The 17,453-nt window shown below is 60.2% G+C and carries 18 protein-coding genes; 14 read left to right on the forward strand and 4 right to left on the reverse strand.

The features are described 5' to 3' along the window. The first annotated feature begins 1 nt into the window (after position 1). Complete coding sequence (gene tspO / locus MGEO_RS12930; protein WP_085638354.1) at positions 2 to 484, forward strand: tryptophan-rich sensory protein TspO; 483 nt, start codon at positions 2 to 4, stop codon at positions 482 to 484. On the opposite strand, the gene crtC is transcribed toward tspO, so the two are convergent. Next, the gene (gene crtC / locus MGEO_RS12935; protein ID WP_085638406.1) at positions 481 to 1,353 is read right to left on the reverse strand and encodes a carotenoid 1,2-hydratase; all 873 of its coding nucleotides are present in this window, start codon (positions 1,351 to 1,353) and stop codon (positions 481 to 483) included. The two genes, tspO and crtC, sit on opposite strands and share 4 nt — an antisense overlap. After that, positions 1,308 to 2,879 (reverse strand): 1-hydroxycarotenoid 3,4-desaturase CrtD, encoded by a 1,572-nt coding sequence (gene crtD / locus MGEO_RS12940; protein WP_106299196.1) that lies wholly within the window; start codon positions 2,877 to 2,879, stop codon positions 1,308 to 1,310. Before crtD ends, crtC begins: the two co-directional genes overlap by 46 nt. A 94-nt stretch (positions 2,880 to 2,973) precedes the next feature. Between crtD and MGEO_RS12945 the strand changes: the two genes are divergently transcribed. The 13 genes from MGEO_RS12945 (at position 2,974) to dxs (ending at position 16,007) form a co-directional block, all read left to right on the forward strand. Then, positions 2,974 to 3,846 carry a polyprenyl synthetase family protein gene (locus tag MGEO_RS12945; RefSeq protein WP_085638357.1) on the forward strand — a complete coding sequence of 291 codons (873 nt, stop codon included), beginning with the start codon at positions 2,974 to 2,976 and terminating at the stop codon, positions 3,844 to 3,846. Further along, entirely contained in the window at positions 3,847 to 5,001 is a 1,155-nt protein-coding gene (locus MGEO_RS12950) for a methyltransferase (protein ID WP_085638360.1), read from the forward strand. A 135-nt stretch (positions 5,002 to 5,136) separates the two neighbouring features. Further along, entirely contained in the window at positions 5,137 to 6,078 is a 942-nt protein-coding gene (gene bchC / locus MGEO_RS12955) for a chlorophyll synthesis pathway protein BchC (protein ID WP_085638364.1), read from the forward strand. Beyond that, on the forward strand, positions 6,075 to 7,076 hold the full coding sequence (locus MGEO_RS12960) for a chlorophyllide a reductase iron protein subunit X (protein WP_085638367.1): 1,002 nt from the start codon (positions 6,075 to 6,077) through the stop codon (positions 7,074 to 7,076). Before bchC ends, MGEO_RS12960 begins: the two co-directional genes overlap by 4 nt. A 43-nt stretch (positions 7,077 to 7,119) precedes the next feature. Continuing rightward, positions 7,120 to 8,685, forward strand: coding sequence for a chlorophyllide a reductase subunit Y (bchY, locus tag MGEO_RS12965; protein ID WP_085638369.1), 1,566 nt, complete (start codon positions 7,120 to 7,122; stop codon positions 8,683 to 8,685). Continuing rightward, positions 8,685 to 10,151 (forward strand): chlorophyllide a reductase subunit Z, encoded by a 1,467-nt coding sequence (gene bchZ / locus MGEO_RS12970; protein WP_085638372.1) that lies wholly within the window; start codon positions 8,685 to 8,687, stop codon positions 10,149 to 10,151. Before bchY ends, bchZ begins: the two co-directional genes overlap by 1 nt. Next, a complete protein-coding gene (pufQ, locus tag MGEO_RS12975; RefSeq protein ID WP_085638376.1) occupies positions 10,148 to 10,375 on the forward strand; it encodes a cytochrome PufQ in 228 nt (75 codons plus the stop codon). The genes bchZ and pufQ overlap by 4 nt, the downstream gene beginning before the upstream one ends. Positions 10,376 to 10,493: 118 nt before the next feature. Beyond that, positions 10,494 to 10,643, forward strand: coding sequence for a light-harvesting antenna LH1, beta subunit (gene pufB / locus MGEO_RS12980; protein ID WP_072778079.1), 150 nt, complete (start codon positions 10,494 to 10,496; stop codon positions 10,641 to 10,643). 14 nt (positions 10,644 to 10,657) lie between these two features. After that, on the forward strand, positions 10,658 to 10,813 hold the full coding sequence (gene pufA, locus MGEO_RS12985; RefSeq protein WP_085638379.1) for a light-harvesting antenna LH1, alpha subunit: 156 nt from the start codon (positions 10,658 to 10,660) through the stop codon (positions 10,811 to 10,813). Between the two features lie 132 nt (positions 10,814 to 10,945). Further along, positions 10,946 to 11,785 carry a photosynthetic reaction center subunit L gene (pufL, locus tag MGEO_RS12990; RefSeq protein WP_085638382.1) on the forward strand — a complete coding sequence of 280 codons (840 nt, stop codon included), beginning with the start codon at positions 10,946 to 10,948 and terminating at the stop codon, positions 11,783 to 11,785. 2 nt (positions 11,786 to 11,787) lie between these two features. After that, entirely contained in the window at positions 11,788 to 12,771 is a 984-nt protein-coding gene (gene pufM, locus MGEO_RS12995) for a photosynthetic reaction center subunit M (RefSeq protein WP_085638385.1), read from the forward strand. 2 nt (positions 12,772 to 12,773) lie between these two features. Then, the gene (gene pufC / locus MGEO_RS13000) at positions 12,774 to 13,889 is read left to right on the forward strand and encodes a photosynthetic reaction center cytochrome PufC (protein WP_085638388.1); all 1,116 of its coding nucleotides are present in this window, start codon (positions 12,774 to 12,776) and stop codon (positions 13,887 to 13,889) included. A gap of 192 nt (positions 13,890 to 14,081) precedes the next feature. Further along, the gene (dxs, locus tag MGEO_RS13005; protein ID WP_085638391.1) at positions 14,082 to 16,007 is read left to right on the forward strand and encodes a 1-deoxy-D-xylulose-5-phosphate synthase; all 1,926 of its coding nucleotides are present in this window, start codon (positions 14,082 to 14,084) and stop codon (positions 16,005 to 16,007) included. A gap of 3 nt (positions 16,008 to 16,010) precedes the next feature. Here dxs and MGEO_RS21730 read toward each other — a convergent pair whose 3' ends face one another. Together MGEO_RS21730 and MGEO_RS21735 are read right to left on the reverse strand one after the other, a co-directional pair. After that, entirely contained in the window at positions 16,011 to 17,060 is a 1,050-nt protein-coding gene (locus tag MGEO_RS21730; RefSeq protein WP_233139904.1) for a DUF4214 domain-containing protein, read from the reverse strand. A 117-nt stretch (positions 17,061 to 17,177) separates the two neighbouring features. Next, positions 17,178 to 17,408 carry a CAP domain-containing protein gene (locus MGEO_RS21735; protein ID WP_233139907.1) on the reverse strand — a complete coding sequence of 77 codons (231 nt, stop codon included), beginning with the start codon at positions 17,406 to 17,408 and terminating at the stop codon, positions 17,178 to 17,180. Positions 17,409 to 17,453 lie beyond the last annotated feature (45 nt).

Here is a 17,453-nt window from a genome sequence, read left to right on the forward strand (position 1 = left end):
CATGTTCTGGTTGCTCTTCGGCATTTTCCTCTTGGCCTGCTTCGCTGCGGGCGCGACCGGCGGTCTGTTCCCGCCGGGGCCGTGGTATCGCAACCTGAACAAGCCGTCCTGGACACCGCCGGATTGGGTGTTTCCCGTCACGTGGACAACGCTCTATCTGTGCATGTCCGCTGCTGGTGCCCGCGCCGCGGTCAGTCCGGACAACGCAGTGGCGATGGCGCTTTGGTCGCTTCAGATTGCGCTGAACGGGCTTTGGACGCCGGTGTTCTTCGGATTGAAGCGGATCAAGCTTGGCATGTTCGTTCTGGCTGCGCTTTGGCTGTCGGTGGCGGCGACGATCTATGCGCTGTTGCAGGTCGATCTGATCGCCGGGCTGTTGTTCTTGCCGTATCTCGTCTGGGTGACGATTGCGGGCGCGTTGAACCTGAGCGTCTGGCGGCTGAACCCGGACGAGGCGAACAAGCGCGCGCCGGCCAATTCCTAATCGAACGACCAGTTTCTGCGGCGGGGCACCCGGACTGCGAGCATCGGTTTGATCAGTGTTGACCTGAACCGGGTCAGGTCGAGCGCTTCGTGCACGCCAACAGTTTTTTCGCCGTTCAACCGTGTTTCGACCATGGATCGTGAGTAGAACGGCGCGTCGAGCATGTTCATCACCTGACGCGGACGGAACCCGTAATCGCCGCGTGTTTCGCGGCGCACGGCCCACAGGGACCGGCGGAATTCGAGCTGCGGTGGAAGGTCGATTTCGGTTGCTGTGCCGTCCCGATCAAAGTGGAAGCCAGAGCCGAGTTCCGACCCGTCGAGGCGCGTTGCATCGTAGAAGCACGTGCTTCCCCCGGCAGCCGGATACCGGCCCCAGGTCCAGTAGGCGAAATCCTGTTCCAGAGCGCGGGTTCCGAAATTTGCGTCGAAGTATCCGTGTCCGTCCCATTGCCAACCGGGCGCTTCGAGGTCGACCGAAATGTCGGACACCGGGCCAAACGGGCGCCAGATATGAGTGCCGTCCTCGGTCAAAGGGAGTTCGACCGACGTGATCGCGCTGGGCGTAACAGTGATCGTCCCGCGGACGCGGCTGACCAGTGGTGGAGAGGATATTTCGTTGATGTCGATGACCAGTTTCCCGTTCACCCACCGCATTGACGATGGCCCGACGGTAAAGCTGTTCGCGCTTTGGCGCAGGGCAGGGGTGCCCCGGTCGGTCATGGTGAAGCGTCCGCCGGGGCCATAGGTGGCCACGTTGATGCAGACATGGTTTTCGGGGTTTTTTCGTCCGGACCAGCGATACCAGGGCGAAAAGACCGAGCCTATGAATCCAATGACCGATACGGCACGTTTTCCGTCACCACTGATTCCGTCGATATACCACCATGCGTAGCCGTTTGGCGGAACCTTGAGGTTGAAGTTCGGTCCGTCACAATCGCCTCGGCCGCGTGCCCGCCGGAGAGCGCTGCCATCGGGACGCCCGCTCCCGGATGTGCTCCGCCGCCCGCCAGATACAGACCCTTGATCTGGGTGCGCGCTGTCGGTCGCTCCAGCCCGGCGGTCATCCCGTGCGGGGTCTGCCCGTAAAGCGAACCGGCGCTGCCGGGGAAGAGAGCGTCGAAGCTCTTCGCCGTCGTCAGGGCGTCCCGCCCCGGTTCCGGTGAGAAGCTCAGCCCAAAGCGGCGAAGAGTTGGGAACGTCCGTGTGTGACATATCTCGTAGTCCTCGGGCTGTGCCGCGCGCTGGGTCAGCGGCGGCGTGTTCATGATGATTTCAAAGCGCTCTGTTTCAGGGACGTCGGCGTTCTGGCCCCGATCCTCGGCGCAGACGTAGAGCGTGGGGTCGGACGGGATGAAGCCGCGTTCGATCTCGGCAAATTCGTTTTTGCCGGGGTCGCAGAAAAAGACGTTGTGATGCACCAGGTCGATTTTTGAGGGCGTTGCGCAAAAGCTCCAGACATTGGCGGAGTGACTGCGCGCGCGTTTGGTTGTGATGGACGCGATATTCGCGGTGGCCGGCCCGAGAAGGCCGAGCGCAAGCGCGCGGGGGTCGCCATTGAAGACGACATGATCGGCATAGAGCCGTTCACCCGAGGTCAGCGTGACGCCGGACACTTCTTCCTGCTCGACGTTGATCTTTTGAACCTCGGCGCCAAGGCGGAGTGTTCCGCCCTTCGCTGTGATCAACGTGGCAATGGACTTGGCCAGCGCGCTCATCCCGCCTTTCACGCACCAGACCCCACGCGCTTCTGCGTCCCAGATCAGGGAAAGGAGGGCGGGGGATCGGTCGGGTGAACCACCGACATACGTTGCGTACCGTCCGAAAAGCTGTCGCAGTCGCGGGTCGGTGAAGCTGTTCTCAAGCAATCGTTTGAATGTTTGTCCCACACCCATGTCACGGATCAACGACGGGTGTTTCATCACATGGGCCGTCAACGCGCTCAACTTTGGTTCGGGTTGAAGCATCATCGGATCACGGAAGCCGTCGAACAGCCGCGCAGCGCGATCAGCGAAAGACAGGAACTCTGCCTTTGCCGTGCCACCGGCAAATGCACCGATGGCCTCGGCGCTGGCCATTCTGTCTGGATAGAGGTCCAGAGGACCACTGTCCGGCCACCAGTGCCGAGCGAGAATGTCCTGCGGGATCAGCGTCACATGATCCGAAAGGGCTTCGTCTACATCGCCGAACAGGGTTTCGAAGACATCAAGCATGGTGAGGACCGTTGGTCCGGCGTCCACCCCATTGACCTGTCGCATCTTGCCGCCCGGCACAGACTGACGGTCAAGCACAGTTACGTCATAGCCGCGATGCGCCAACCGAAGGGCGGCCGCGAGGCCGCCAATCCCAGCGCCAACCACTATGACGCGGCCTGAACTGTGCCGAGGCTTTTTCATAATCGAATTGTTGACTCACATTTGCCAAGTGTCCAGTATGGTTTACACTAGTGTGTCAAATTAAAATGACAACACGATGTTTTAGGAGCGCTCAATGGGACTTCACACCCGCATCAATACTGCTGTTGAGACTGCAATTCGCGTCGGACAGGGCGGGACAGCGCCCGCAAAGCTCTCTGATGCGCTGCACTATGCATGCACACCCGGCGGTGCGCGAATCCGGCCCACCATTCTTGTGTCTGTCGCGATGGCCTGCGGGGACGATTCGCCCGAAATGACCAACGCTGCGGCGGCGGCGCTTGAACTTATCCATTGTGCCAGCCTCGTGCATGATGATCTGCCCTGTTTCGATGATGCGGATTACCGGCGCGGGAAACCCTCGGTGCATCGGGCCTATTCCGAACCGCTCGCGGTTCTGACCGGCGACTCGCTTATCATTCTGGCATTTGAAATTCTGGCGCGTGCTGCGCAGCATTCACCCGATCGTGCTGTACGCCTGATCCGGACGCTCAGCCGCCAATCGGGCATGCCACATGGGATCTGTGCCGGGCAAGGATGGGAAAGCGAAGCCAAGATCGACCTGTCGGCCTATCACAGGTCCAAGACCGGCGCATTGTTCATCGCCGCCACGCAAATGGGCGCGATCGCGGCTGGTCAGGATGAGGAGCCCTGGTTTGAACTGGGGGCGCGCATTGGCGAGGCGTTTCAGGTTGCAGATGATCTGCGCGATGCGCTGTACGACAGCGAAACACTGGGTAAGCCGGTTGGTCAGGACGACCTTCATGGGCGACCCAATGCAGTCACCGTTCTGGGCGTTGACGGTGCGAAGTCCCGCCTGCGCGATATTCTGTCAGGGGCAATAGCTTCAATCCCGTCCTGTCCCGGAGAGGCGCAGCTGGCCGAAATGGTCCGGCTTCAGGCCGAACGTTTGACGCCTGTGCCAACGACACGTGCCAAAGCTGGATAGATGGCGCTTGCGTCCGATACCCCACCGGCAGGCGTCCGGCAAAGGATAGGCCTGCACACCCGGTTGATGCGTTTGGTGGCCCGTCCGGGGTTTCAGCGCTGGGCGGCGGCATTCCCGTTCACGCGAAGCACGGCGGCAAAGGACGGCGCGGAACTGTTCGATCTTGTTCAGGGCTTCGTTAAATCGCAGGCGCTGTTCGCTCTGGTTGACCTGCGCATACTGCACCGCCTGATGGACGGTCCTCTCACCTCAGGCGAGCTGGCGGGGCCATGTCGGATGAGTGCGGACCGAATGGACAGGTTGCTCCGAGCCGGAACCGCAATGCGCGTTCTGAGGCGAGACCGCAAAGGGCGCTATGGCTTGGCACGAAAAGGCGCCGCAATGGTGGGCGTTCCCGGGCTGGAAGACATGATCCGGCACCACGCTGCTTTCTACCGTGATCTGAACGACCCAGTCGCTTTGTTGCGCGGCGAGGTGGACACGGAACTCTCGGCGTTCTGGCCTTATGTATTTGGTGCCGACAACGCGACAGATGCCGAGACCTCGAGCCGCTACTCTGATTTGATGGCGCGATCTCAGGAGATCGTTGCGGCTGATACGTTGGCGGCCGTTTCTCTGGCGGGAATCGATCGGCTGTTGGACATCGGCGGCGGCTATGGCGTTTTTGCCGAGGCCGCCGCGCTCAAGCATCCGGATCTGAATGCCGTGGTTTTTGATCTGCCCGCCGTTCGGCGCAATGCAGAGGCGAGGCTTCAGTCTTCAACCGCTCGTGACAGGCTCCGGTTTGTCGCGGGCTCGTTCAGAGATGATGCGCTGCCTGACGGCGCTGACGCGATTTCCCTTATCCGGGTTCTGTATGACCATCAGGATTCGACGGTTGCCGCGTTGCTGGGCAAAGTGTTTGACGCGCTTCCCGACGGGGGCCGACTGATCGTGTCGGAGCCTATGTCTGGCGGAGATCGCCCCGAGATCGCGGGCGATGTGTATTTCAGCTTTTACTGCCTGGCCATGCAAACAGGGACCGTGCGCAGCGCGGCCCGGATCGGTGCGATGTGTGAGAACGCCGGGTTCACGGATATCCGCAGTTACAAGTCGCGTAGGCCGTACGTGACGACGGTCCTGACCGCAGTGAAGCCGCAGACCAAACCCGGCTGAACCGTTTACACGAAAAGTGTCTATTATAGTTGACACGTTAGTGTGTAAGGATAAACTGACAGTGTAACGAGACTGGTGCGACACTTTGGATTCGATTCTTCGATCCCGCGTGTTGCGAAGCCGCAGGAGGTAAGGATGCAAACCGATGCTGTTGTGCTGAATGCACCAAAAACCCTTGCGATTGAGACTGTTCAGCTCACCGATCCCGGCCCGGATGACCTTGTCGTGGACATTGCACATTCCGGCATTTCGACAGGGACGGAAAAGCTGTTCTGGTCTGGTGAAATGCCGCCTTTTCCGGGCATGGGTTATCCCTTGATCCCCGGATATGAAGCGTCTGGCGAAGTCGTCGAGGCGGGCTCGAACACCGGTTACAAGCCTGGCGATCATGTCTTTGTGCCCGGCGCCAACTGCTATGACGGCGTGTTCGGCCTGTTCGGTGGCGCTACCCGAAGACTGGTTACGTCGCAGGACCGTGTCACCCGCATCGACGCTGGGCTGGGGCCTCAGGGGGCTCTGCTGGCGCTCGCGGCGACCGCACGGCACGCGATGGCGGGCCTCGACAAAGCCGTCCCCGATCTGATCGTCGGCCACGGTGTTCTGGGTCGCCTTCTGGCCCGTCTGACGCTTGCAGCGGGTGCACCTGCTCCGACCGTTTGGGAAATCGACCCGGATCGCGCAACAGGTGCAGATGGGTACGAGGTCATTCATCCGGATAATGACGACCGCCGCGATTACCGCTCTATCTATGATGCCAGCGGAAATGGTGGTCTGCTTAACGATCTGGTTGGTCGCATCGCCAAAGGTGGTGAGATCGTTCTGGCCGGGTTTTACACCCAACCGCTGCAATTCGCCTTCCCGCCCGCCTTTATGAAAGAGGCGCGGTTCCGTGTCGCTGCGGAATGGGCGCGCGATGATCTCGCAGCGACCCGTACGCTTGTCGAAAACGGGGCACTGAGCCTCGACGGACTCATCACCCATCAAGTGGCAGCATCGGATGCGCCCGGTGCCTATCGCACCGCGTTCGAAGATCCGGCTTGCCTGAAAATGATCCTCAACTGGGAGACGCCTTCGTGAAAGACGACGTTCCGAACCTGAAAGACTTCGACCAGCGCCTGCGCGACGAAGCCAATGAAGACCTGGCGGATGTCATCCCGGCAGAGGCCACCAAGAAAACCCAGATCATCGCGATCTACGGCAAGGGCGGGATTGGCAAATCCTTTACCCTTGCAAACCTCAGCCACATGATGGCCGAGCAGGGCAAGCGCGTGCTGCTGATCGGCTGCGACCCGAAATCCGACACCACGTCGCTGCTGTTTGGCGGCAAGGCGTGCCCGACGATCATCGAAACCTCGACCAAGAAGAAACTGGCGGGGGAAGAGGTGAGGATCGGCGATGTCTGCTTCAAGCGCGGCGGTGTGTTCGCGATGGAGTTGGGCGGACCGGAAGTGGGTCGCGGATGCGGTGGTCGTGGGATCATCCATGGGTTCGAACTTCTGGAAAAGCTCGGTTTCCACGATTGGGATTTCGACTACGTCCTGCTCGATTTCCTGGGCGACGTGGTCTGCGGCGGCTTCGGCCTGCCGATTGCCCGCGACATGGCGCAGAAGGTGATCCTTGTCGGATCGAATGACCTCCAGTCGCTCTATGTGGCGAACAACGTTTGCTCGGCGGTGGAGTATTTCCGCAAGCTGGGCGGCAACGTCGGTGTCGCCGGTTTGGTCATCAACAAAGATGACGGTTCGGGCGAAGCGCAGGCCTTTGCCGAAGCGGTGAACATCCCCGTTCTGGCATCGATCCCGCAGGACGACGACCTGCGAAAGAAATCCGCAAACTACCAGATCGTCGGAACGGCTTCTGGACCGTGGGGACCGCTGTTCGCGGAACTCGGGTTGAACGTGGCAGAAGCCCCGCCCGTCCGTCCTGCGCCGCTGAGCCAGGACGGTCTGCTTGAACTGTTTGACGGCTCTGAAACCGGGGCAGGCGTGGTGCTTGAGCCCGCCACCGATACCGACATGCGCGGCAAGAACGCCGCGCCGAAGCAATCCCTGGAAGTGATCTACGACGAAGCGTGAGGGCCAGCCACCCGCGCGCATTGGGAACGAAAGAAGACAGAACGTGAGCAACGAAGAAACATACGACGAAACGGCAGAGGTGGAGGTCATCCGCGGGGAACCGCGGGCGGAAGCTCCGGACGCACCCGTTATGACGGATGGTCTTGGCTGCCACTCGGGATCGGAGATGGAAAAGGCTGCGCGACTGGCAGGCAATTCCGAGATGCTCGATCAGTTTGCCAAGGACTATCCGAAAGGACCGCACGACCAGCCACAAAGCATGTGCCCGGCCTTCGGGTCTTTGCGTGTCGGGCTGAGGATGAAGCGGACCGCGACCGTTCTGTCGGGGTCGGCCTGCTGTGTCTATGGCCTGACCTTCGTGTCGCATTTCTACGGCGCGCGCCGGTCTGTTGGCTACGTCCCTTTCAACTCGGAAACGCTGGTTACGGGCAAGCTTTACGAAGACATCCGAGAAAGCGTGCACGAAATGGCGGACCCGGATCGGTTCGACGCGATCGTGGTGACGAACCTTTGCGTTCCGACCGCATCCGGCGTTCCGCTGCGGTTGCTTCCGAAAGAGATCAACGGCGTCCGTATTGTCGGTATCGACGTTCCGGGTTTCGGCATTCCGACTCATGCCGAAGCAAAAGACGTGCTTGCTGGCGCAATGCTCAATTACGCCCGCGAAGAGATCAAAGCCGGTCCGGTTCAGGCACCGGCAGGCGGCAAGTCGGACCGCCCGACGGTTGCCCTTTTGGGTGAGATGTTCCCGGCGGACCCGATGATGATCGGCGCGATGCTTGCGCCGCTGGGTCTGGCTGCAGGTCCGGTGGTTCCGTGCCGAGAATGGCGAGAGCTTTATGCGGCGCTGGATTGCGGTGTCGTGGCGGCGATCCATCCCTTCTACACGGCAGCAATTCGTGAATTCGAGGCGGCTGGTCGGCCCATCGTGGGATCCGCACCTGTCGGACATGATGGCACGGCCGCCTGGCTTGCCGGGATCGGAGACGCGTTCAACATTCCTGCCGCTCAGGTCGCCGCAGCGCAAAACGCGTTTCTGCCGGCGATCAAGGGTGCGCTGGCCGGATCCCCGATCAAGGGCACGATCACGCTGTCCGGTTACGAAGGGTCCGAACTTCTGGTCGCGCGGTTGCTGGTCGAGAGCGGTGCGGATCTGCGCTATGTCGGCACCGCCTGTCCAAGAACGCTCTGGTCAGAGCCTGACCGCGAGTGGTTGGAAAGCAAAGGCATCAAGGTCACATACCGCGCGTCGCTCGAAGACGATTGCGCGGCGATGGAGGCGGTGAAGCCTGACCTTGCCATCGGCACGACCCCGGTTGTGCAGAAGGCCAAGGAAATGGGCATCCCCGGTCTTTACTATACCAACCTGATTTCCGCACGTCCCCTGATGGGTCCTGCCGGTGCCGGATCGTTGGCCGAAGTGATCAACGCCGCCATCGCGGGCAAGTCCCGCATGGACGACATGAAGGCGTTTTTTGAAGGCGTCGGAACGGGAGATACCGCTGGCGTCTGGGAAAAATCCCCGAACCTGCGTCCGGATTTCCGCGCCCAGCACCAGAAGAAGCTGGACAAACAGGCGCGCGCCGCCAAAGCGCAGGAGATGATCTGATGCTTATTCAGGATCACGACCGCGCGGGTGGCTACTGGGGGGCGGTGTACGCCTTTACCGCCGTCAAAGGTCTGCAGGTTGTCATCGACGGGCCGGTCGGTTGCGAGAACCTGCCTGTCACGTCCGTTCTGCACTACACAGATGCACTTCCGCCGCATGAGCTCCCTATCGTGGTGACTGGCCTCGGTGAGGAGGAGCTGGGTCGAGAGGGGACCGAGGGGGCGATGAAACGCGCCTGGGGTGTGCTCGATCCAGCTCTACCTGCGGTCGTGGTGACGGGCTCCATTGCCGAGATGATCGGCGGGGGCGTCACACCGCAAGGCACCAACATCCAACGGTTCCTGCCGCGCACCATCGACGAGGATCAGTGGGAAAGCGCGGATCGTGCGATGACGTGGATCTTCACGGAATTCGGAATGACCAAGGGCCGGATGCCGCCCGAGAAGAAGCGCGAAGAGGGCGCAAAGCCGCGCGTGAATATCCTTGGGCCAATGTACGGCACGTTCAACATGCCGTCCGATCTGGCCGAGATCCGCCGTCTGGTCGAAGGGATCGGCGCCGAGGTCAACATGGTGATGCCGCTGGGCAGTCATCTGGCCGAGATGCGGAACCTCGTGAACGCGGATGTGAACATCTGCATGTATCGCGAGTTCGGACGCGGTTTGGCGGAATGCCTGGGCAAACCATACCTGCAAGCGCCGATCGGCATGGATTCGACCACCAGGTTCCTCCGCAAGCTGGGCGAATTGCTGGGTCTCGATCCGGAACCTTTCATCGAACAGGAAAAACATTCGACGTTGAAGCCAGTGTGGGATCTCTGGCGCTCGGTTACTCAGGATTTCTTTGCGACAGCGCAGTTCGGCATCGTCGCCAACGAAACCTATGCGCGTGGTATCCGCAACTATCTTGAGGGCGATCTGGGTCTGCCCTGTGCCTTTGCCGTGGCGCGTGTTGCTGGAAGCAAGACCAACAACGAAGAAGTGCGTTCCCTGATCCACGGAAAGCGGCCCCTGGTCGTGATGGGGTCGATCAACGAAAAGATGTACCTCGCGGAAATGAAGGCCGGGCATGGGCCGCAGCCGACATTCATCCCTGCGTCGTTTCCCGGTGCCGCAATCCGGCGCCATACCGGAACGCCGATGATGGGCTACGCGGGTGCGACCTACCTGCTTCAGGAAGTGTGCAACGGGCTGTTCGATGCGCTGTTCCACATTCTTCCGCTTGGCACCGAGATGGATCGGACCGACGCCACGCTCACCCCGCTGCGGCGCGACTTCCCATGGGATGCTGACGCCCAGGCCGAGTTGGACCGCATCGTTGCCCAGCATCCGGTGCTGACACGAATTTCTGCCGCCAAGAACCTGCGCGACGCAGCCGAGGCCGCAGCATTGAAACAGGGGGCTGAACGGGTCGTCTTCGAGACCGTTCAGGCCCTTTCGAAAACCCAAGGAGGACCGACGACATGACGGATTTCACCTCTTCTGACACGCGCTCTCACAAGCACGGTCATACAAAACGCGGGACCGAGTTCCTGGTTTACTTCAGCATCATCTTCGTCGTGGCGATCCCGTTCGCGACGGTGATCTGGATGCTCGAGGTGTTCCAGAAACAGACGCTGAACATGCGGGGGCCTCTGGCGCGCGCGTGGTGTGAAGCGGATCGGATCACCCCGCTGATATTCTCGGCCTGAAAAGGTTGGGGAGCGAGACTGGCCGCCCGGCGGGGTGGTCAGGACCTGCGGAGCTTTGGCTCCAAGGGACCCGGCCGCAGGGAATGCGGCGTCAGCATAACGTTCCGGAGGAAAGTTCATGGCTGATAATACCGACCTGTCCTTCACAGGTCTTACTGACGAGCAGGCCCAGGAACTGCATTCCGTCTACATGAGCGGCCTTTGGCTGTTCTCGGCGGTTGCAGTGGTTGCACACCTTGCAACCTTCATCTGGCGCCCGTGGTTCTGAGGAAGGATTGAGACATGGCAAAGTTCTACAAGATCTGGCTCATCTTTGATCCGCGTCGCGTGTTCGTCGCGCAGGGCGTTTTCCTCTTCCTGTTGGCTGCAATGATTCACCTGGTGGTGCTGTCGAACGGCATCAACTGGTTCGAAACCGCAGCATCCGCAGGGATGTAATCGTCAGCCGGCCCGCAAGGGCCGACACGATCGCTGCGGGCGGTCCGGACAGCTGGTCCGCCCGTGGCAAACACCGGAAACAACACGGCTGTGTCCGACAACGACCTGCCGACAAACGCGGAGACATAGAAGATGGCGCTGCTCAGCTTCGAGAAAAAGTATCGCGTCCGCGGAGGGACGTTGATCGGCGGCGATCTGTTCGACTTCTGGGTAGGCCCGTTTTACGTGGGCTTCTTCGGAGTCACGACCGCCTTTTTTGCTCTGCTCGGCACAATCCTCATTCTTTGGGGTGCGGCAGATCAGGGCACATTCAATCCTTGGCTCATCAATATCGCGCCGCCTGACCTGAAATACGGTCTGGGTATGGCTCCGCTCATGGAGGGTGGTCTCTGGCAGATTATCACGATCTGCGCGGTCGGGGCCTTCTGCAGCTGGGCGCTGCGCGAGGTCGAGATCTGCCGCAAACTGGGCATCGGGTATCACGTGCCCTTCGCCTTCAGCTTTGCGATCTTCGCCTATATGACGCTGGTCATCTTCCGCCCACTTCTGATGGGTGCCTGGGGCCACGGTTTTCCTTACGGGATCTTCAGCCACCTCGATTGGGTGTCGAACACCGGCTACGCCTATCTGCACTTCCACTACAATCCGGCGCACATGATCGCGGTGACGTTCTTCTTCACCACGACACTGGCTCTGGCGTTGCATGGCGGTCTGATCCTGTCGGCGGCGAACCCTGAAAAGGGTGAGGAAATGCGCACGCCGGATCACGAAGACACGTTCTTCCGCGACTTCATCGGCTACTCGGTCGGCACCCTCGGGATCCACCGCGTCGGTCTGCTCCTCGCGCTGAACGCCGGGTTCTGGTCTGCGGTCTGTATCATCATCTCTGGCCCCGTCTGGACGAAGGGCTGGCCCGAGTGGTGGAACTGGTGGCTCGAACTGCCCATCTGGGGCGCCAATGTGGGGATGTAATCATGGCTGAGTATCAGAACATTTTCACACAGGTCCAGGTTCAGGGAAAACCTGAATGGGGCATGGCGACCGAAAACGCCGAGCAGGAGCGGACGCGAAAAGCGGGTTTCTCCACCCTGATCGGTTGGATCGGCAATGCGCAGCTTGGCCCCGTTTGGCTGGGTTGGACCGGGATGGTGTCAATCGCCGCGGGTATTCTCGCGTTGAACATCATCGGTCTCAACATGCTGGCGCAGGTTGGCTGGTCGATCCCGGAGTTCATCCGGCAGCTGTTCTGGCTCGCGCTTGAACCGCCAAGCCCGGAATATGGCTTGCGTATGCCTCCGCTCAACGAAGGCGGTTGGTACATCATCGCCAGCTTCTTCCTGCTGATTTCGGTGATGAGCTGGTGGGCGCGAACCTACTTGCTCGCGATGGAACACAAGATGGGCAAACATGTCTTCTGGGCCTTCGGCTCGGCTATCTGGCTGTTCCTGGTCCTCGGCTTGTTCCGTCCGATCCTGATGGGGTCATGGTCAGAGGCGGTGCCTTACGGGATCTTCCCGCACCTTGACTGGACGACCGCCTTCTCGATCCGCTACGGCAACCTCTACTACAACCCGTTCCACGCGCTTTCGATCGTGTTCCTCTATGGTTCCGTCCTGCTCTTCGCGATGCATGGCGCGACCATTCTGGCGGTGACCCGGTACGGCGGCGACCGCGAGTTGGAACAGATCATCGACCGTGGAACGGCAACCGAACGGGCCGCCCTCTTCTGGCGCTGGACCATGGGCTTCAACGCAACGATGGAAGGTATCCACCGTTGGGCGTGGTGGTTCGCGGTCCTGACCCCGATCACGGGCGGCATCGGCATTCTTCTGACCGGCACCGTTGTGGACAACTGGTTCATCTGGGCACAGGAGCATCACTTCGCTCCGATGTATGACGGCTCTTACGGGTACGAAGCCTACGGTTCCTATGAAACCTTTATTGGACAGGAGAACTGATCATGTTTCCCAAATGGTTCGATAAATGGAACCGGGAGAACCCGACCAATATCTATGGTCCGGCAATCCTGGTGGGGGCCGCAGGGGTCGCTGTTACCGTCGCCGCGTTCTTGGTGGTGGTCGGTCAACCCTTCAAGACCGAAAGCCTGCAGTCGGGTCCACGCGGAACGGGGATGTCCAGAGCGGAGTTTGTCTCTGATCTGGCCAAACCCGACCCTACCATCGAGGTCATGTATTCCGAAGCACCCTATGTGCCGGAAGGTGGTGAAGCGAAGGCGTCCGAGATTTACCAGAACGTTCAGGTTCTGGGAGATCTGACCGAAGATAATTTCAACCGCCTCATGCTGGCCATGACCGACTGGGTCGCTCCGGATCAGGGCTGCGCCTACTGTCACGGTGATGTCGATGTTGAAGAATACGGAAACGATGACCTCTATACCAAGGTTGTCGCACGCCGGATGCTTCAGATGACTCAGAACATCAACGAGAACTGGGATGGCCACGTGAACGCCAACAAGCAGGTTGGTGTCACATGCTACACCTGTCACCGTGGGCAGAACGTCCCGTCCGACATCTGGTTCAGGATGGGTGCGGTCAACGAAGCAGCCGGCGGTTGGGCGGCGGTTCAGAACAGGGTGACGGTCCAAAGCCAATACACGTCTCTTCCATCGGACGCGCTGGAGACCTTCCTCCTCGACTACGGCCGCATCGGTGTTCACAACCTCGAAGCGCACGTTGCCGAGTATCCTGACGAAGAGGGTGTCACCACCTGGCAGGACACAGAGCGCACGTTCAGCCTGATGAACTACGTGGCAAATTCGCTGGGTGTGAACTGTGTGTTCTGCCACAACACCCGCGCCTTCTATGACCCCGAGCAGGTGACCCCGCAATGGTCCACCGAACAGCTTGGCATCGGCATGGTTCAGGAAATGAACAACGACTATCTGGTGCCGCTGGAAGAGGTCTATCCGCCGGAACGCCTTGGACCGGTCTTTGCCGACGCGCCGAAAGCCGCCTGCAAAACCTGCCACAAGGGTTACCAGCAACCGCTGCAAGGGACGAATGTCATCGCTGACTGGCCCGAGCTCGCGACGACAGGTGCGCCTGTCTACGAATGATCGGTTCGGGGCGGTCCGCCGCCCCGGCCATCGCCAGATCCGGTTTTGACAGGTTCCCAAAACGCAAAACCGGATGCGGGGCTCAACACCCCGGTTCCCTTCCTGTTGGCTACAGGAACTGGCGTCACGTTTCTAGGCACCCCCTGGCAAACGTGACGCCTTTCTTCCCTCTGTCCCCGAGGAGACTGCCAGATGACACATTCTCTCACACCCAATCTTGACCGGGTCGCCGGTCCATCCGACCTTCGCAACATGGATGACGCAACGCTGACGGCGGTTGCACACGAAGTCCGATCCGAGGTTATTTCAGCGGTGTCGCAGACCGGGGGGCACCTTGGGTCCAGCCTTGGGGTCGTCGAGCTGGCAGTTGCGATCCATGCTGTGTTCAACACGCCGATGGACAAGCTGATCTGGGACGTGGGTCACCAATGCTATCCGCACAAGATCCTGACCGGGCGCCGCGACCGCATGACCACGCTGCGCCAGAAGGACGGATTGTCCGGGTTCACCAAGCGGAGCGAGTCCGAGTTCGATCCGTTCGGTGCAGCACATTCGTCAACATCGATCTCGGCCGCGCTGGGCTTTGCTGTCGGTCGGGACATGGGGCGGCCCACCGGTGACGCCATCGCGGTTATCGGCGATGGGTCGATCAGCGCCGGCATGGCGTATGAAGCCATGAACAATGCAGGGCACGAAGGCCGACGGCTGTTCGTGATCCTGAACGACAACGAAATGAGCATCGCCCCGCCCGTTGGCGCCATGTCTTCCTACCTCAGCCGCATGTATGCGAATGAACCGCTGGCCAAGATGAAATCTCTGGCTGAAGGGTTCGAGGCGGCTCTTCCGCCTCCGATGCGGGAAGGCGCAAAGCGCGCCCGCCAATTGGTGACGGGCAATCTGCAAGGGTCTGGAACGCTGTTCGAAGAGCTCGGGTTCGAGTATATCGGCCCGATAAACGGACACGACATGGGTCAGCTTCTGCCGGTTCTGCGTGCCGCCCGGGCCCGCGCCACCGGACCGGTTCTGATCCATTGCTGTACCGTCAAGGGCAAAGGCTACGCCCCGGCCGAAAACAGTGCCGACAAGTACCACGGCGTTTCAAAGTTCGACGTTGAGTCGGGAACGCAGGCAAAATCCAAGCCCAACGCGCCAAGCTACACCAAGGTGTTCGGCGACACGCTGACGGACGAAGCGGCGCGAGATCCGAATATCGTCGGCATTACAGCGGCGATGCCCGGTGGGACAGGGATAGACATTCTGGCAAAACGCTTTCCATCCCGGGTTTTCGACGTCGGGATCGCAGAGCAGCACGCGGTGACCTTTGCTGCCGGGATGGCGGCATCAGGTCTGAAACCGTTCTGCGCAATCTATTCGACCTTCCTCCAGCGTGGATATGATCAGGTCGTCCATGACGTTGCATTGCAGAACCTTCCTGTCCGCTTTGCCATTGACCGCGCCGGTCTTGTCGGTGCCGACGGGGCCACGCATGCCGGGGCGTTCGACGTAGGTTATCTGGCTGCGCTTCCGAACATGACCGTGATGGCGGCCGCTGATGAGGCCGAGCTGATGCACATGGTCGCGACAGCGGTCGCCCATGACAGTGGCCCCATCGCCTTCCGCTATCCTCGGGGGTCGGGCAACGGTGTCCAGATGCCCGAGCGGGGCGAGGTTCTTGAAATCGGTAAGGGTCGCGTCATTCAGGAAGGAAGCGATGTTGCGTTCCTGAGTTTCGGAGCACATCTGGCCGAGGTCGAAGCGGCGGCGAGGCTGCTTGAAAAGGATGGTGTGAGTGTCACCATCGCGGACGCCCGATTTGCCAAGCCGCTGGACATCGAACTGATCCTCCGACTGGCCCGTACCCATGACGCCCTGATCACCATTGAACAGGGCGCACGTGGTGGGTTTGGCGCAATGGTCCTCCACGAACTTGCAGATCGTGGTGCGTTGGACCAAGGGCTGAAGATCAGGACGGTAACGCTGCCTGACCGGTTCATAGATCAAGCGTCGCCGGACGAGATGTACGCCGACGCCTGTATGACCCGCTTCGATCTTTACAAGATGGCGGTGGCCTTGACCTCAAGCGACGGAAAGGTTGTGCCCCTCACGAAAGGCGCGTGAGGGTCAGATCCAATCCAGAGCGTCATCGACAAGGCCTGTCACGCTGATCGTGAACTCCGAACCTTGTGCGGTGTCCACATGCGCGGCGTGATCGTCGATGATGTCTTTTGCACTCACAACCGAAGCGATTGTGCCATCGAAAGTCTGCATCGCGGTATTGGCAACAGAGACATTGTTCAGCCCGTTGACGACGGCATAGTACGCACCGATCTCGGCCTTGGTCTCGAGGTACTGTGCATCGCTTGCGCTGCCAGTCGCTGCTTTTGCTCCGTCGATCATGGCGAGAATGAACTCGGCTCGATCCACCGCGCCGCTGTCCAATACGCCCGTCCAGTAATCGAAACCGGCGGCATCAGGACTGCGCCCGAGAATGTTTGAATAGACAGCAGTCACAAAATCGCCGGTTCCGCTTGAACCACCGTAAAGAGCCTGTGTCTCCGGCTGATCAAAGAACTGACGCGCAATCTGGTTCATGCTCATGCCATCGGCCAGCGCAGACCCCCAGAACAGAAGGCCCGTCGCATCCGGGGCGCGGTTGAAATAGGCGACGTACAGCTCGCAGAAAGCCAGCATGTCGGCATCGGTCAGGGTGCTGACATTGGTGAACTTGCTCAGGGCAAAGCTCGTACCGTCGAAGTCGAGGTTTTCGATGCTGTTGAGCGTGTCGGTCCCATCGCCACCGCTTCGGTCTTCGATGATGATCGTGCCGTTGCTGATCGTCAGCCCATAGTTGGACATGTCGCTCATATAGACAGCGGTATCATTGCCGGCACCGCCTGACAGAATGTCATTGCCACCGGATCCGGTGATCGTGTCGTCCTGCGCCGTCCCAACGATGTTTTCCGCATTGGATGTGCCGACGAGAACACCTGTCGTGTCCTGACGGGCATTCGAATTGCCTGGCGCAGAATTACTTTCCTCGACGATGTCCGGCGTTGTCTGACCGCCCGTCATCGCAAAGTTCTGCGTCACCATGACAGAGAAATACGTTCCGCTGTCATAGGAGTACGTTCCGGTCTGGATGCCGATTCCGACGACTTCCAGATCAGGCATGAGAATATTCGCACGGTGGCCAGGGCTGTTCATCAGAGCAATGTGCAGGTCGTACACATCGTCGAACAGGCCTTCGTCCCCACGTTCGCTTTGCGCAGCGATGTTTTCGGCCGTACGTCAAGAGCCAGAGAGGTCGAACCCCTCTGCGGTCATGCGTTCGGTCGGCGTCGACCCACCGACGCCGGTATGGCTGAAGACGTTGTTCTCCAACATCCACAGCGAATGCGCATCCGCAGACGCGTTCAAGACTTTGTCGAGAACAAGCGCGTTCAAGCCGCGGCTGATACGCTCCTCGTTCACGAGGTCTAACATGTACCTTTCCAGATCACTGGCGGTGGCAGCAGACATCTCAAACTCCCCAGTTCGAGCCCCTCATAAATCCTTAAGTTAGGG

Origin of the sequence: Marivita geojedonensis (genome assembly GCF_002115805.1) — a bacterium.
GTDB lineage: Bacteria > Pseudomonadota > Alphaproteobacteria > Rhodobacterales > Rhodobacteraceae > Marivita > Marivita geojedonensis.

Excerpts from the sequence above, each read along its gene's own strand:
- tspO (WP_085638354.1), top strand. The coding sequence starts at position 2 with ATGTTCTGGTTGCTCTTCGGCATTTTCCTCTTGGCCTGCTTCGCTGCG.
- crtD (WP_106299196.1), bottom strand. The coding sequence starts at position 2,879 with ATGAAAAAGCCTCGGCACAGTTCAGGCCGCGTCATAGTGGTTGGCGCT.
- MGEO_RS12945 (WP_085638357.1), top strand. The coding sequence starts at position 2,974 with ATGGGACTTCACACCCGCATCAATACTGCTGTTGAGACTGCAATTCGC.
- MGEO_RS12950 (WP_085638360.1), top strand. The coding sequence starts at position 3,847 with ATGGCGCTTGCGTCCGATACCCCACCGGCAGGCGTCCGGCAAAGGATA.
- bchC (WP_085638364.1), top strand. The coding sequence starts at position 5,137 with ATGCAAACCGATGCTGTTGTGCTGAATGCACCAAAAACCCTTGCGATT.
- bchZ (WP_085638372.1), top strand. The coding sequence starts at position 8,685 with ATGCTTATTCAGGATCACGACCGCGCGGGTGGCTACTGGGGGGCGGTG.
- pufQ (WP_085638376.1), top strand. The coding sequence starts at position 10,148 with ATGACGGATTTCACCTCTTCTGACACGCGCTCTCACAAGCACGGTCAT.
- pufB (WP_072778079.1), top strand. The coding sequence starts at position 10,494 with ATGGCTGATAATACCGACCTGTCCTTCACAGGTCTTACTGACGAGCAG.
- pufA (WP_085638379.1), top strand. The coding sequence starts at position 10,658 with ATGGCAAAGTTCTACAAGATCTGGCTCATCTTTGATCCGCGTCGCGTG.
- pufL (WP_085638382.1), top strand. The coding sequence starts at position 10,946 with ATGGCGCTGCTCAGCTTCGAGAAAAAGTATCGCGTCCGCGGAGGGACG.
- pufM (WP_085638385.1), top strand. The coding sequence starts at position 11,788 with ATGGCTGAGTATCAGAACATTTTCACACAGGTCCAGGTTCAGGGAAAA.
- pufC (WP_085638388.1), top strand. The coding sequence starts at position 12,774 with ATGTTTCCCAAATGGTTCGATAAATGGAACCGGGAGAACCCGACCAAT.
- dxs (WP_085638391.1), top strand. The coding sequence starts at position 14,082 with ATGACACATTCTCTCACACCCAATCTTGACCGGGTCGCCGGTCCATCC.
- MGEO_RS21730 (WP_233139904.1), bottom strand. The coding sequence starts at position 17,060 with ATGCCTGATCTGGAAGTCGTCGGAATCGGCATCCAGACCGGAACGTAC.
- MGEO_RS21735 (WP_233139907.1), bottom strand. The coding sequence starts at position 17,408 with ATGTCTGCTGCCACCGCCAGTGATCTGGAAAGGTACATGTTAGACCTC.